The following is a 14,981-nucleotide window of genomic DNA, read 5'->3' on the forward strand; positions in this document are numbered from 1 at the left end:
TGTTGGTGCGGTTGCTGGTTGGTTTTTGGGCAGCTAAAGAAATCTAAGCATTCAATACTTTTGAGTATTGAATGCTTAGGGGCTGACCTTGGGTATAACAACTATTCTTAATTTTTCAAATGGCTGGAGAAACGATTGAGTTTGTACTCTCTGAATGAGTCGACATGATATTCAGTTCTCTCAATACAGAGAGAAGATCGGCTCGGGAAGCTGGTTTTACAATATGCGCATCCATCAATTTCTGAATCAACTCACGCTCAGCATCTCCAGACTCCCCCGTCAGAGCAATCACTGGTATCTCCGGATTGCATATCTTTATTCGTTCCGTCGCTTCGAATCCATTCATAACGGGCATTTGAATATCCATAATAACAAAGTCCACAGAATGCTGGTTAAAAGATTCTACTCCTTTCAAACCGTTGACCGCTTCAATCACATCATAGCCCAGCTGGCAAAGGTACAAGCGAACGAGTGCTCTTTGTACTTTATTGTCATCAACCACAAGAGCTGTTTTTCGTTGTAACCCGGTGCTGTTGTCTATTTTTTCTTGTGGTGCAGGTTCGGCAATTACAAATTGAAGACATGAAGGAGTCATCATCTCAGTCTCCAGAGCAGGAAAAACCAGATGAAATTCGGTATATGAACCAGGCTCAGAATAACATTCTATACTTCCACCAAAAGAGCGCATTACGCGCATACAATAGCTAAGGCCAAGACCGCTACCTCCCGTTTTCCCATGGCTATAGAAATCTTCGAAAACCTTGCTTTTCACTTCTGGAGGAATTCCCGGGCCAGTATCTTTGACAACAAGCCTGTTATGTTGTTTTCCTATGATTCCTTTAATTTCAACTTCACTATCAGGATAATCATGAAAGTAGTAAATCGCATTTCTCAATAAATTAAAGATCACAAAATTAAATAATGTATCGTTCACCCGAATAGAAAAGTCAGTATCTATCTGGACATGGACACGCGACTTTTCTAACTCTGTGGAAAAGCTGAATTGATGGAAGGCATGAAGTACTAACCGCTGAATCGACGAAACGGACATCGGCTCTTGCTCTAATGAAGAATTGGCGACTTCTGTAAGAATCATTTCAATTAACTGCTTTCCCTGTTTAATTGCAGATTGTGCATCATCAACTTCTTTTAGTAATTTACCCTGAGTCTCCTGATATTGAGAATATGTTTTTATCTGTTCTAAATGCAATTGTAACTGACCTAAGGGATTTTTCATTTCATGGGCAATTGAATGGGCAAGAGCATGAGATTGCTTTAAGCGCACATCGGCATTAATATAATATTGTGCTTCCGTAAATACTTTCTTTAATGCCACAATTTCTTCGTTGGAAAACAGCCTTCCATTACTTTTATGAGAAGAAATTAATAAATGAGAAATGTTATCATTAGTATTAAACATAGGCATGACCATAGCCATGTCATTTTTATCCATTTCATCATGGAGTTGATTCAGATTATTTGCATCTCCAGTCCTGTTAATCTTATCCACTAATTCTTCTATAATTAAGACATCCCTATTATTTGAAAAATAGTTATCAAAAACATCATCGTCTTTGTTATTTTTCATCAAGAACATTTGCTTATCTGGTACATTCAACAGTTTAGCAGTTTTCTCTAAAGCTGTATTAGGAGAAACTTTAAACTCATGAATTAGAGAATAAATATTATCAACTGGAGTAAAACGAGAAGAGTAAAAAATAAGACTTACATATGTTCTTAATAAATTAAATACTTTTTTCCATAATAAACCCACTATAAGCGCATAAGAAAAAACAATGAATGTCGAGTCAATATTTAGATATGAAATAAATTTAAATATTTCCAGGAACAGTAAAAAAGTAATTATGACAGAGGAAAAAATATACATTACATAACGACCACTATAGAATCGAGAAGTAATCAATGCATAACCGACCATTAACATTTCACTGATAGAAAGTGTTGGAGGTAACCATGTTAAAGAAAAATCTTTTAATAATGAAGTCATCGAGAATTGAATGGTGATTGTTGAAGACATAAAAATAATCATCCCAGATACAATGTATTTAATTCTCGTTTGGTTTAACTTATTAATTCCGTGCTTATGTAAGAAAAAAACATTAACCAGTGTTGATAGTATAACTAAGTAAAAGATAAAGAAAAAAACATATGAATAAAAACCAAAAATTAAAATAAAGTTACTTGGTGAATGAATAGTAATCCCTTTTATTGCCAATCCCGGAACAATATTGACGATAATAGAATAAAGTGAAACGATAAACAAACAAACAAACTTCCATCTACTTGTTTTTTCTTTGATATAATATTCTCTAATGGAACAAGAAAATAAAAAAGCACATATAAATCCTATATAAACAGATAAATTTGATATCCTGGCCACAATAATAGAAAACTGTTCAGGAAAAATAATCAAATATTTAGAATGAAAGTAACTATTTGTTAAAATCCAAATAAACAATCCAACTGAATAAAGAATATAATATATATTTCCTTTTTCTGATAAGTAAACATTATTATTAATATGCTTATAAATAAAAAACAAGACCCAAAAAATCACAATAACTGAGATTAATAATAGCATAACAGCTTTTGGATAACACAAGAAATTATGATAAAAATCAGACATTTAAAACCTCTAATTTTACACTATCATTAACATTCTCATTGGATAGTACTCTATCCATATATCCATCATAACTTAACCGATCAAAATTCTTTTTTAGTTTATCTATTAACCAAATACCTTTATAGGTATCATTACCGGTATCAAGTAAATTACTTTTGCTGGTACACAGGTATTCATCATGATTAAGTGTTTTATAATAATTAACTATAAGTGGCTGTTCAACAATTATAAAGCCAAATAACAGATGATGCTCATATAAAATATTAACTAATCTTTTTTGCGCAAGGTATAAAACAAAAGATTCATCTATATTGATACGACTTACAGTCAACCTGATAATTTCACACATTTTACTCTTATCAGGAATAGAATAAATCAAATCATTTTCAAAAGAGGATGCATTAGAATAATCCAAACAACCATTTAACAACCCAGATGAAACCATATCATTTATAGTGGTTTCTTTCGGCATTACCACCCAATTATCTGATTGAAAAAAAGGAGAAAAATAAAGCCACTGACATTGATCCCAGTATTGTATTTTTGCTGTAGACACGATTAAGTCAACACCAGATATAGGACTATCTATAGTTAACAGGAAATGGCATCCATTCGTCGACTCATCCAGCAGATATAACATTTCGTACCATTTTCTTTTTTTTATAAAAGTACATAAATTACACAGTACGATAGCATCGGGCAAAGATACAGGAATATGATGATAAACTGTTAAGTACTTACTCTCTATTTTCTCTATATCCATAACCAGCCTACTTTTGTAAATGCTTTCATCATAGGAAGCGAAAAAAGACTGCCGGGCCACCACTTCATCAGTCCTATACCTGCTTTTTATACAAAATATTTCGAAATCACACCAAAACTCAGCAAAATCATCATATAAATATAAAACTAGTTGCTCAATATAGTAACACTCGTCTAGCAAAAAGCCAGGAGGTGTGCCCAAAATATTCTTGTACTCTTCACTATTGATTTTAGAGGCAATGTTTAGATGTTCCATTTCAGGAAAATTGTTCCGAAGTTGGTTAAGCCGAACATTGAGAATGATCTTTAGCAAATGACGAGATTGATCTATTCCATGCTCTTTCAAAGTAAAAAATAAATCATTCTTTGTAATGATAAAGGATGGGTTCTCTCTATGACATTTATATAATAAATGTATACTCATTAATTTTATCCTAGCGTTACTAATCTTATTTTTTATAACTTTATCATCAATATGCAATTGACTCTAGAATGTAAGCGATTAATACTCCACATACTTCAATTGTGAAACAGGACGCCGCATCATGTCTGCCGACATGATGAATAGAGAATCAATTCAATGGCGTTCCTTTCCCCCGTTATCTGGACTCAGCATATACAATCTTGTCAACAATCAGGGATGACTCAGGCTCAATAACGGATTAAACCGTTCGTGATTGGTCGCAAGAACTGGCTGTTCAGTCATACAACCCGTGGAGCAGAAAGCAGCGCTGTTCTTGACAGTCTGACGGAAACAGCCAAAGCAAACGGGCTTGTTCCATTCGATTATCTGAGGCGCCCTGCATCCCCAATCACCCTGAAACCTATAGACATTTTCCTCATAACCGGCCACACTGACTCAATTGTCTGTTTATACATCCGTCACCCGTATCATGAAGAAAAGCCTTGAACACCTCCCTGAACTCAAACAGCACGAACTCCGGACGATGTCTGTCATTTTTCGCAATACCATGGATGAGTTCGTGAAACATAAACAAGGGAGCAAGCGGGAGTTCCGGATCTTAAAAATCATCCTGTTTGGCAGCCACGCCAAAGGTACGCAGGTCAATGACCCGGAAAATGGCTATGTGTCGGATTACGATATTCTGGTGGTTGTGAATCATGATGATGCCGTGGAAGAAGATATTATCTGGCAGCGGGCAAGAGAAGAGATTGACCGAAAAGTGACGTCTGCGCCCCTTGGCCTGATTGTGCATTCGCTCCATGATGTCAACGAGCGACTCCAGCAAGGTCATTATTTTTTTAAAGATATCCGCGAAGAAGGCATTGAGGTTTTCTCGGCAATACCGAAAGAACTCTCCCTGCCGGGAAAACTAACTGAAGAAGAAAAAAAGGCCATTGCGAGAAAGCACTATAAACAGTGGATTGAAAATGCGGCTGGGAGTTTAAAGGTATATCGATATACCTTTGCAGAATTTATGATAAAAGAAGCAGCATTTAATCTTCATCAGGCAACAGAACGTTTATACGCCTGTACCCTGCTCACCTGCACCAATTACCTGCCAAAATCCCACAATATTGAAAAACTTGGCAAGCTCTGCGCACAAATCGACCCGGAATTTAAAACCATTCTGCCACTGGACAGCAAGTTTCACCGCCGCAGCTTCCGCCGCCTGCAACGTGCTTATATCGAGGCCCGTTATTCAGAGCATTATCAAATTACCGAGGATGAATTAGATTATCTGGCTGACGAAGTTTTGAAGCTGAAAGGACTGGTGGAACGGGTGTGTTTGGCCCGGATTGGGGAGTGAATTTATGGGAGCTGTCGCCCGGATTTCCGGGCGGCTGTGTGGGTAGGGCGACCGTTCATCCCCAACAGAATTCATCACTACTGGCCCAATCCCGCCAGATCTCTGACAATCAAACTGGAGATCAAAGCAACATCTCTGGGTTCATCTTCTTCATCCCATGTGAATGCTGCGATTTCTAAAGTTACAGCTGTATCTTCAAGGAATCCATACGCTGTTGTTTAGTGATCTTTTCCAAATCTTGCTAACTTATTGTCATTCTGAAAAACGGTTACATCGTGTGATACATCAGGTTAAATTAACTTTCACTTCACCTAATGAGTATTTAGTCGTTTCTTTCTTCAAAGGAGTTGGTTTTACAGAATAATGATACTTGTGGCCTGCGCAACCAAGGCACGAAAAGTGTGGTTTAGTGATTCTAAATGCGCTTTGAGCAACACAGAGTGAGTGATTTTCAGGCACTACCCAAAGGGCTGAGACCATTTTTTACCCTGACCGCGTTAGCAAATGTTAAATATAGATTGCTATTATCTAAATGTGCCGCCTTGTCAGCCACATGAGCCCTGTACATTGAAGAGAATGGAAATTAAGACCAGAAAAACGATTTGGGATCTTTTTCGATTTCACGGATAAGTGCAGTCAGGTCAACACTTCTTTCAAGATAAGGATAGGGAATCCAGATATTATTATCGGCTTCATCCGGGACAGAAAGCACCCAATGGCTTGAGGCATCTTCCCACTGAATTCTGGCAACGGGAACAGCATAATCACAGTGACTGGAATCCAGTTTATAATGAGAAAAAATAAACTTTACACCATTTGTTACTGGTTCAAAGCCGGCTTTACCAATCCCGACCGGTAACCCTTTGTTGCGGTTTTCACACACAAGTGTTGCCCGGTGTTCAATTTGACGTTGCAATAAATTAACGACGACCGTCATTCTTTCATCATCCTCTGATTACCCGTTGTATACCATGATGATTTCAGCAATTTACACCTGATTTGGTTACACATATCAAAGATCACCAGATCCTGAACCACGCCAGAAAGAAAACCACAAAAAATGCATAATAGTCAATAAAATGAGTATAAACGATCTGATGAGTGAACTCGATAAGCAATCCTGATAATCTGTTTAAAAATACATACATGACACATCCTTCGTCACAAAAGTGTCATCAAATGCCCATAATATGCTTTTTTCTATTTATCTATGGAGTGAAATATGCTGCGTTTGCTATTCAATCTCTTGCTCAGCACTTTAATGATCATCACAGCTGTAACATCTCAGGCTACCGCAAAAGAAATTACTGTTTCGGGTTCAACGTCTGTCGCCCGAATCATGGATGTGCTTGCAGAGGATTATAACGCAACCCACCCTGACACTTATATCGCAGTTCAGGGCATCGGTTCAACGGCAGGCATTACCCTGATTAAAAAGGGTGTTGCTGATGTGGCAATGTCTTCACGCTATATGACTGAGATTGAGCTGGACAGCCAGCTGGACGTTCAGCTACTGGCTTATGACGGACTGGCCATTGTTGTCAATCTGGCGAATCCGGTCAAAAACCTGACCCGCGAACAGATTTACAAAATATATAAAGGCAAAATTACCAACTGGAAAGAAGTTGGTGGGAATGATCAAAAAATTGCTGTTGTTACCCGTGAGGCCGCTTCAGGTTCACGCTTCAGTTTTGAAAGTTTACTGGGCTTAACCCGGGTAGTGAATAACCGGCTGGTGTCTGATATCAGTCCGAACAACCTCGTCGTCAACAGTAACAGTATGGTAAAGTCACTGGTCACACACAATGCACAGGCAGTTGGTTTTATTTCCACCGGTTCGGTTGATCGTTCCGTTAAAGCCCTGACATTCGAGGGTATCAAAGCGACGCCCGACAATATTTCCAACGGAAAATACCAGTTATCCAGGCCTTTTCTTATCCTGCACTACCCTGGCAAGGTCAGCAAGGAAACCAACCAGTTCACTGAGTATCTGAAGTCTGATCATGTCAGAAATCTGGTGCTGGAATACGGGTATATTCCATCCATCAAAAAGATGTAGTGTGTCCGTTTTGCTTTGTAAAAAAATCCGCCATTCCGGCGGATTTTTCTTAAGAAGTGACAGCATTTTCCTGCTGTGGCAGATCCTGCTGCCGCAATTTATCGTTTTTCAGGGTCCGGTGCAGCAACTGACTGTATATCGGCTGCCCACCCAGCAACTGAGCAAAAATAACCGCGCCAAGCGCCGTAATAATCAAAGGTAAAATCAGGTAGTAATTATTCGTCATCTCAATGACCAAAATAATCCCGGTAATCGGTGCCCGGACCGTCGCTGCAAACAAAGCTCCCATCCCTGCAATCGCAAAAGTACCCGGATCAATCGATAACTCAGGAAATAAGCTGGCAGCAATAAGGCCAAATGCGTATCCAAACAGCGTTCCCAACCCAAGCATTGGCGCAAAAATCCCGCCCGGTGCGCCCGAGCCAAAACAAAGCATCGTAGTCAGAATCCGGCCAAGAAACAGCAACAGTAAAATTTCAGCTGAGTAGCCACCTTTGGTAATAATCGGAATCAGAAAAATACCGCCACTGGTTAACTCAGGTGCATAAAGCAGTGCCATCCCAAAACATCCGCCCAGCATGGAGCCAACGATTAAATAACGTTTGCGGTCATTCTTGTGGATTTTGACAAAAATATCCTGGAAAAAAGTCACCAGACGATTGAAAAACACCCCAAAAATACCAAATAACACCCCAAGTAATAAGAATAACCACAATGTTTTAACTTCAGGGGCATCATACTGAGGCATTGAAATCACGGCATCTTGTCCATTGATAAGCCTGAAGACGATATTAGAAGAGACAGAAGCGATAATCACAGCCTTAATCGAGATCAGAGAATAGCGAAACTGCGGGCGCATCTCTTCCACAACAAATAAAATTCCGGCCAGGGGAGCATTAAACGCGGCTGCCAGCCCACCTGCGGCACCCGATGCCAATAAGGTATGTCTTGTATCGTTGTTTTTAACTTTAAATATATCAGAAACCATCCGGCCAATTGCGCCGCCCATCTGTACAGTCGGACCTTCTCTGCCGAGTACCATTCCGGAACCAAGCGCTCCCAGACCACCGATAAACTTCACCGGCAAAACCCGCCACCACCGCACAGGACGCATGCCATCCATCGCACCTTCGATTTCAGGAATGCCTGACCCGGCTGCTTCCGGGGCAAACCGGTGCACCAGATAGTAGCCGACAAAAGCAAGAGCGGCACTGATCAAAAAAGCAGCCAGCCATAGAGGAAGAACATGGCTGATTTCACTAATCAGCCATTTGGTCCGGGTTTCGGAAACAAAATGAACCCCCAGCTCGAAATAGGTGCCAACAAAACCGGCAAAAATACCAACAAGAACAGACAGACAAAGCACAGAAACCGGCGTTTTATCCTTAGAGAGAAATTGATTAATTGCATCTTTTGGAACTTTGGCAAGCATAGAAGGTTTAAAATTCTCTCTTTTGGTCATAAAAACGGGCCTCACAGACAGGAAATACAGGAAAAAGTGACATCTCGACGAGCGTGATTATACGCATCCGTCAGACAAGCCAAAGATTCATTATTGAAATGTTGTATTTCACATTTAATGGGTAATGGTATTAACAACTTACTCTTATACCGAAAACCCGTCACTTGTTTTATTCTGATTCTGTACCATAATTAACGTGTAAGGTAAAACATCTCATAACGGAGGAAAAAATCGCCTTACACACAATCAGGTTACAGTGTGATACTGAAGATCGTTCCCGCAATCAGTTGGTGTCAGAAGACAATCCAAACGCAAGCTTACGAAATGAGTCGCGGGAAAAACTGGCGTGCTATGATAGCACGCCTTTTACATATCCGCGGACAGAAATTCATTGTGTCACTGCATTTTCAGTTCTTTCCGGTATATACTGCTGGCAATTTTCAGACATTCGGAGCCAGCGTCATGACTCAACGCATCCCTGCTAACATCATTACGGGATTTCTGGGCACAGGAAAAACAACTGCAATCCTTCATCTGCTCAACGACAAACCAGCTCATGAACGCTGGGCTGTTTTAGTCAATGAATTTGGTGAAATTGGTATCGATGGCGCACTGCTTTCCGGACAGGATGCAATCGTCAGAGAGGTCCCGGGTGGCTGCATGTGTTGCACGGCAGGAGTTCCTATGTCAGTAGGCCTGACAGCCTTATTACGTCAAAAGCCGGACCGGTTGCTGATAGAGCCCACCGGATTAGGCCATCCGGAAGAAGTCATTTCAGTGCTGCGCTCTGAACAGTATCAGCCTTACATTGATCTGAAAGCAACCATTGCATTAGTCGATCCACGCCGTTTCAGTGATCCCCGGTATACATCTCACCAAAATTTTAATGATCAACTTGACTGTGCTGATATTGTCATCGGCAATAAAGATGATCTGTGTGAAACAGCAGACCGTGACAATTTCAATCACTGGATAGCGCAACAAACCCCGCAAAAAATTCATGCTCAGCTGGTGAAAAACGGGCAAATTTCTCCGCAGCTGCTGGATCTCGACAGAACGTTACCTGACAAAGACAATCAGGATTTACATCATCACCATCATCATAACCACCACCTCATGGAACCCGGATTCTCACTCGCTCCCACTCAAAAATTTATCCGGAAAGAAAATCAGGGAGAGGGTTATTTCAGCTGTGGCTGGCTATTCGGTGCAGAATTTGTTTTCTCTTTTGATGTGTTATTTTCTATGCTCAGTGAACTGACTGCGGAACGGGTCAAAGCTGTCATCAATACCGATAAAGGGTGCTACGCATTTAATGTTCATCAACAAATGATTTCTGTGAATGAAATGAGTCTGGAAGGATTTGAATCACGAATCGAAGTGATTGATTCACAACTGATGCCATGGGATGAACTTGAACAAATTCTGTTAAAAATTGCACAAATCCCGGCCTGATATACCCAAACAACCTGAACATGTATCATTCAGTGCCAGCGCAAAGGTACAGTTCAGATCAGATGAGATTCCGGAGAAGGCATAGCTTTTCTCCGGAACACATACGAAAGCAACAGCCTCAGCGTTTATTCTTTAGGTAACGTTTTCTTCTTTCTTCTTTTCTTTGTGCTTTTTCCTCTGCTTTCCGCAGTGCTTCCCGCTCTGCATCAATCAGTTCCTGATCAATCATTTCAGGCCGTTCCAGCGTCATATGACCTATGGTTCCGGAGCGCAGTTCATGCAACAGAATTTCTGAAGCTTTATGCAGGTCAATCCGCCCACCGGCCCGCAATGCGCCTCGTTTTCTTCCTATCGCTTCAAGCCACTCAATATCACTTTGCGGTGTTTCCTCAATCAGATAACGGCTGGTTAATAATTCAGGATAAGCGGCGGCAAGATACTCGACCGTATAAAATGCAACGTCTTCGTACTCCATCGCCGTATCTTTAATCGCACCGGTTGCTGCCAGACGAAAACCAGAGTGCGGGTTAGACACCTTTGGCCACAGAATTCCCGGCGTATCGGACAAGACGATGCCATTTTGCAGATTAATCCGCTGCTGGCGTCGTGTCACCGCCGGCTGGTTTCCGGTCTGTGCGATTGTCCGGCCTGCCAGGGTATTAATAATTGTTGATTTACCGACATTGGGAATACCCATAATCATGGTGCGAATATTCTTGCCAACTTCTTCACGGTGAGGAGCCAGCTTACGGCATAATTCCATGATTTTGTGGACTTCCTGCGGGTGTTGGGTTGTAATCGCTAATGCTTTCACCCCCCTTTCCTTTTCAAAATGATTAATCCACAACTCAGTGACTTCAGGATCAGCCAGATCGCGTTTGTTCAAAACCTTCACACAAGGTTTGTCTCCTCTCAGGTCTGCAATCATCGGATTCTCACTGCTGAAAGGAATGCGGGCGTCCAGCACTTCAATAATGACATCAATTTGCGGAATCACTTCTTCTATTTCTTTCCGCGCTTTATGCATATGGCCTGGAAACCATTGAATTGTATTGTTAACCATTTGAATTATAACCCTGAATCGATCGTATTTTATCTCAGCTACCAGAAGTCATCAGACAGACTGATTACAAATACTATAGCGCCATGAAAGGCAAACAGAAAAATCAGGAGCGGGAGTTTATCATTATCCCTGTATAACCTGAAGTGGCTTGATTTATCAGCCGGACAGAAAGAGAGATCTCAGAAAGAAAATGTTGTTCAGATGATCCGTTTATTTTCCGGATTGATATAAAAATTCAGTCTCCGGGACATAAAAAAGCCGCCAGTTAAGGCGGCATCATCTTGTCAACATAAATGAAAAAGTCATTATGCTTCTGTTTTTTCTTCAGATTTAACCGGCAAAACCTGTTTTACATAGTCTCCCGGCGCATCCCCAATCACGGGATAGCCTTCGCCACCCACAGGGAATGGCTCTACCTGCTCGTCTTCACTAAAACCAATCAGCCATTCATTCCAGTGAGTCCACCATGAGCCATCATGACGTGTCGCATGTTCCAGCCAGTCCCCGGGTTCATCTTCCAGCTTATCACTGACCCAGTAGCCATATTTTTTCTTCGCCGGATGGTTAATAATACCGGCAATATGACCAGATTCACCAAGAACAAAGACTTTTTCACCGCCCAGATTCATTGCACCGCGGTACGTCCCTTCCCATAATGCAATATGGTCTTCCCGGGCAGAAATAAAGTAACTGGGCACTTTAATTTTGCTCAGATCAATCCAGACACCGCCAACCTTAACCCCTTTATCTTCGATCAGTTTATTTTCTAAATAAAGTTCACGAAGCAAGAAATTATGGCAGGCTGCAGACACATTGGTACTGTCGCTGTTCCAGTAAAGTAAGTCGAAATCGACCGGACTTGCCCCTTTCAGATAATTATCAACATAATAATTCCAGTAGAGGCTGTTTTCCCTGAGCATACTGAATGTCACGCTGAGGGAGCGGCCATCCATATATCCTCTGGCTGAATTTTGCATCTCAATCGCACTGATCACCGGATCATTGATGTAAACACCCACTTCACCCGGCATAGCAAAATCAAGTAACGTCGTGAAGAATGACGCTGATTTAATCCGCTTTTTCATGCGCTTCGCAGCAAAATAAGCCATGGTCGTTGCCAGTAAGGTGCCCCCGATACAATAGCCTACCGCATTAATTTGCTCTTGTTTCGTGATATCCCCAACCGCAGTCACAGCCTTGGCAACACCGTCAAGGACATACTCTTCATAACCTGATTCAGCTTGTTCAGGCCCGGGATTTCTCCAGGACATCATAAACACACTATGTCCCTGTTCCAGTAACCAACGGACCATGGAGTTCTTTTCCCGAAGGTCAAGAATATAGTATTTGTTGATAAACGGCGGAACAATTAACAGAGGTGTACTATGCACCTGTTCAGTCATCGGCGTATATTGAATCAGCTCAAATAAGTCGTTTTTGAAAACAACTTTACCCGGCGTAGTTGCAACATTATGTCCGACACGAAATGCATTGTTATTTGTCATGCGAACTTTCAAAATATCCGCACTAGACGCAACATCTTCCTTAAGCGCTTCCATCCCATCGATCAGGTTTTGACCGTTACTGTCCAACGTTAATTTCAGTAATTCAGGGTTTGTGGCGATAAAATTACTGGGTGAAAGTGCATTAATGGTCTGACGGGAGAAAAAGCGAATCCGCTCTTTCACTTTTTCATCGACACCGTCGATAGAATCAATTGTGTCGAGATATGTTTTACCGAATAACAAATAGGATTGCATGATAAAGTTATAGAGTGCTTCATCCTTCCATGCATCATCCGAAAAACGCTTATCACCGTGCTCAGCTTCTACCAGCTGCTCTTTTTGTCCGGCTAAAACGACATTTTGCCAGATTTCTAGTTGTTTTTGCCACCATTCCATCTGCAGATTTAACAGTGCAGCTGGCTTGTTAGCAGCCCTCTCAAATAGTTTTGCAGTGTCTTCAAAGTTCACTTCCTGCATCGCTTTATTTAAGGGCGAATTAAAGACTTCCCGCTGATTTTCCAGATCTTCCCACCATTTTTGGTTCGTTTCCTGAATCTTTACGAGATAGTCCGAAAAGAAGTGTTGAAACATAAACCTACTCCTTAGTTAAAAAAAAGAGCCGCCTCCCCCCAAGGCGGCCAAAATACACGGAGTTATGCAGGAGTGACTGTTGAAAGGTTATCTGTTGTCAATTTTTCAACATCATCTTTAAACTCTTTTGCGATCGCTTGCAGACGGTTACTGTCATCGATCATTTGCTGAGACAACTTAGATAATGTTGTTAACTGCTGTGTACTGTAAGCTGCCATTGTCGCAGCATCTTTCACGTCGCTTGCGGCTTTCATCTGGCTCAGGCCAATATCACTGTAAGCACGCATTGAACCAAGTTGAAGCTCGGTTAATACTTCAACATTTTTTGTTAGAATTTTGTTAAATTTAAAAAATGGTTCTAAAGTTTTTTCTGTTTGATCTGTAAATGATTTAAAAAAGTCCGTATACATAAATGTATCTCCTAAAAATTGTAAACTTTTATTCCTTTCAACTAGCCAACGGCCTTCACTATGACTGCGGCTCCCATTCCACCGCCGATACATAGTGATGCCACTCCATACTGATCACCTCTCTTTCTCAATTCATGAACCAGAGAGACCAATATTCTGTTACCTGATGCCCCAAGAGGATGGCCCAGTGCAATCGCACCGCCATTCAGATTTGCTTTGCTCAGAATCTCTTCTTCAGAAACAGAGAATTCTTTTGACAAACCTTTCACAACCCCCAAAGCCTGGGCCGCAAAAGCTTCATTTAATTCAAGCACATCCATGTCTTTTAATGACATATCAGCTTGTTTGAGCGCTTTTGTGACAGCTGGAACCGGTCCCAGTCCCATGACTTTTGGATCCACCCCGCCTTGTGCACAACTGACAATTTCAGCAATTGGCACCAGATTAAATTTCTTCACTGCACTTTCAGAAGCAAGAATCACTGCACTTGCCCCATCATTAATACCTGATGCATTTCCGGCAGTTACCGTACCTTCTTTATCAAAAGCAGGTCTTAGTTTTGCCAAAGCTTCCATCGACGTATTTGCTTTAGGGTACTCGTCCGTATCAAACTGGCGGGTTTCCCGTTTCACTTTGATCTCAACCGGAACAATTTCATCAACAAATCTTCCGCTTTCTATCGCAGCAACTGCTTTTTTCTGGCTGGACAGTGCGAATTCATCTTGTTCCTGACGGGAAATTGAATATTCTTTCGCAATATTTTCAGCGGTGACCCCCATATGGTAGTGATTGAATATGTCTGTAAGACCATCGTTAATCAGCAAGTCAACACAATTCATATTCCCCATTTTGTGTCCGTCACGGACCCCAGCCGGAATGGCATAAGGGATTTGAGACATCACCTCAGCACCAGCGGCAACCACAACCTGAGCATCACCAACTTTGATATGATTCACACCATCCATCACGGATCGCATGCCGCTGCCACAGACCATGTTGATAGCATAAGCCGGGACTGTATGTGGAATCCCTGCATACAATGAGGCCTGACGGGCAACGCCCATCCCCTGGCCTGCACTCACAACATTGCCAAGAATGACTTCATCAACAGTTTCGGGATCTAATTTGGCCGCTTCAAGTGCCCCTTTGATCACAGTTGATGCGAGCTCTCCGACACCAACACCTTTCAGACTGCCGCCAAAAGAACCCAGTGCGGAGCGTTTTGCCGCAACGATATATACTTTTTCCATCAGAA

11 protein-coding genes and 1 pseudogene are annotated in these 14,981 nt (G+C 41.4%); 4 read left to right on the top strand and 8 right to left on the bottom strand.

What is annotated here, in order from left to right; translation table 11 throughout:
• Positions 1–115 precede the first annotated feature (115 nt).
• Complete coding sequence (locus tag OCV29_RS21615; protein ID WP_073604887.1) at positions 116–2,647, bottom strand: hybrid sensor histidine kinase/response regulator; 2,532 nt, start codon at positions 2,645–2,647, stop codon at positions 116–118.
• Positions 2,640–3,833 carry an acyl-homoserine-lactone synthase gene (locus OCV29_RS21620; RefSeq protein WP_073604888.1) on the bottom strand — a complete coding sequence of 398 codons (1,194 nt, stop codon included), beginning with the start codon at positions 3,831–3,833 and terminating at the stop codon, positions 2,640–2,642. The genes OCV29_RS21615 and OCV29_RS21620 overlap by 8 nt, the downstream gene beginning before the upstream one ends.
• Positions 3,834–4,070: 237 nt before the next feature.
• Between OCV29_RS21620 and OCV29_RS21625 the strand changes: the two are divergent.
• Both OCV29_RS21625 and OCV29_RS21630 read left to right on the top strand, forming a co-directional pair.
• Positions 4,071–4,319 (top strand): annotated as a pseudogene (locus tag OCV29_RS21625) (hypothetical protein); the annotation flags it as partial.
• Complete coding sequence (locus OCV29_RS21630; RefSeq protein ID WP_073604890.1) at positions 4,303–5,181, top strand: HEPN domain-containing protein; 879 nt, start codon at positions 4,303–4,305, stop codon at positions 5,179–5,181. The pseudogene OCV29_RS21625 and the gene OCV29_RS21630, both read left to right, overlap by 17 nt.
• A 583-nt stretch (positions 5,182–5,764) precedes the next feature.
• Here OCV29_RS21630 and OCV29_RS21635 read toward each other — a convergent pair.
• The gene (locus tag OCV29_RS21635) at positions 5,765–6,118 is read right to left on the bottom strand and encodes a DUF3024 domain-containing protein (protein ID WP_073604891.1); all 354 of its coding nucleotides are present in this window, start codon (positions 6,116–6,118) and stop codon (positions 5,765–5,767) included.
• A 285-nt stretch (positions 6,119–6,403) separates the two neighbouring features.
• Here OCV29_RS21635 and OCV29_RS21640 point away from each other — a divergent pair, with 285 nt between their 5' ends.
• Entirely contained in the window at positions 6,404–7,240 is an 837-nt protein-coding gene (locus tag OCV29_RS21640; RefSeq protein ID WP_073604892.1) for a phosphate ABC transporter substrate-binding protein, read from the top strand.
• A 49-nt stretch (positions 7,241–7,289) separates the two neighbouring features.
• On the opposite strand, the gene clcA is transcribed toward OCV29_RS21640, so the two are convergent.
• Entirely contained in the window at positions 7,290–8,702 is a 1,413-nt protein-coding gene (clcA, locus tag OCV29_RS21645) for a H(+)/Cl(-) exchange transporter ClcA (protein WP_073604893.1), read from the bottom strand.
• 462 nt (positions 8,703–9,164) lie between these two features.
• Here clcA and OCV29_RS21650 point away from each other — a divergent pair, with 462 nt between their 5' ends.
• On the top strand, positions 9,165–10,157 hold the full coding sequence (locus tag OCV29_RS21650; protein ID WP_073604935.1) for a CobW family GTP-binding protein: 993 nt from the start codon (positions 9,165–9,167) through the stop codon (positions 10,155–10,157).
• 118 nt (positions 10,158–10,275) lie between these two features.
• On the opposite strand, the gene ylqF is transcribed toward OCV29_RS21650, so the two are convergent.
• From ylqF to OCV29_RS21670, 4 genes are all read right to left on the bottom strand, one after another.
• A complete protein-coding gene (gene ylqF / locus OCV29_RS21655; RefSeq protein ID WP_073604894.1) occupies positions 10,276–11,220 on the bottom strand; it encodes a ribosome biogenesis GTPase YlqF in 945 nt (314 codons plus the stop codon).
• Between the two features lie 305 nt (positions 11,221–11,525).
• Complete coding sequence (phaC, locus tag OCV29_RS21660; protein WP_073604895.1) at positions 11,526–13,316, bottom strand: class I poly(R)-hydroxyalkanoic acid synthase; 1,791 nt, start codon at positions 13,314–13,316, stop codon at positions 11,526–11,528.
• 62 nt (positions 13,317–13,378) lie between these two features.
• Complete coding sequence (locus OCV29_RS21665) at positions 13,379–13,726, bottom strand: phasin family protein (protein WP_073604896.1); 348 nt, start codon at positions 13,724–13,726, stop codon at positions 13,379–13,381.
• Between the two features lie 41 nt (positions 13,727–13,767).
• Positions 13,768–14,976: an acetyl-CoA C-acetyltransferase gene (locus OCV29_RS21670; RefSeq protein ID WP_073604897.1), complete on the bottom strand. Its 1,209-nt coding sequence runs from the start codon at positions 14,974–14,976 to the stop codon at positions 13,768–13,770.
• Positions 14,977–14,981: the final 5 nt, after the last annotated feature.

The organism is Vibrio aerogenes, assembly GCF_024346755.1.
Taxonomy (GTDB): domain Bacteria; phylum Pseudomonadota; class Gammaproteobacteria; order Enterobacterales; family Vibrionaceae; genus Vibrio; species Vibrio aerogenes.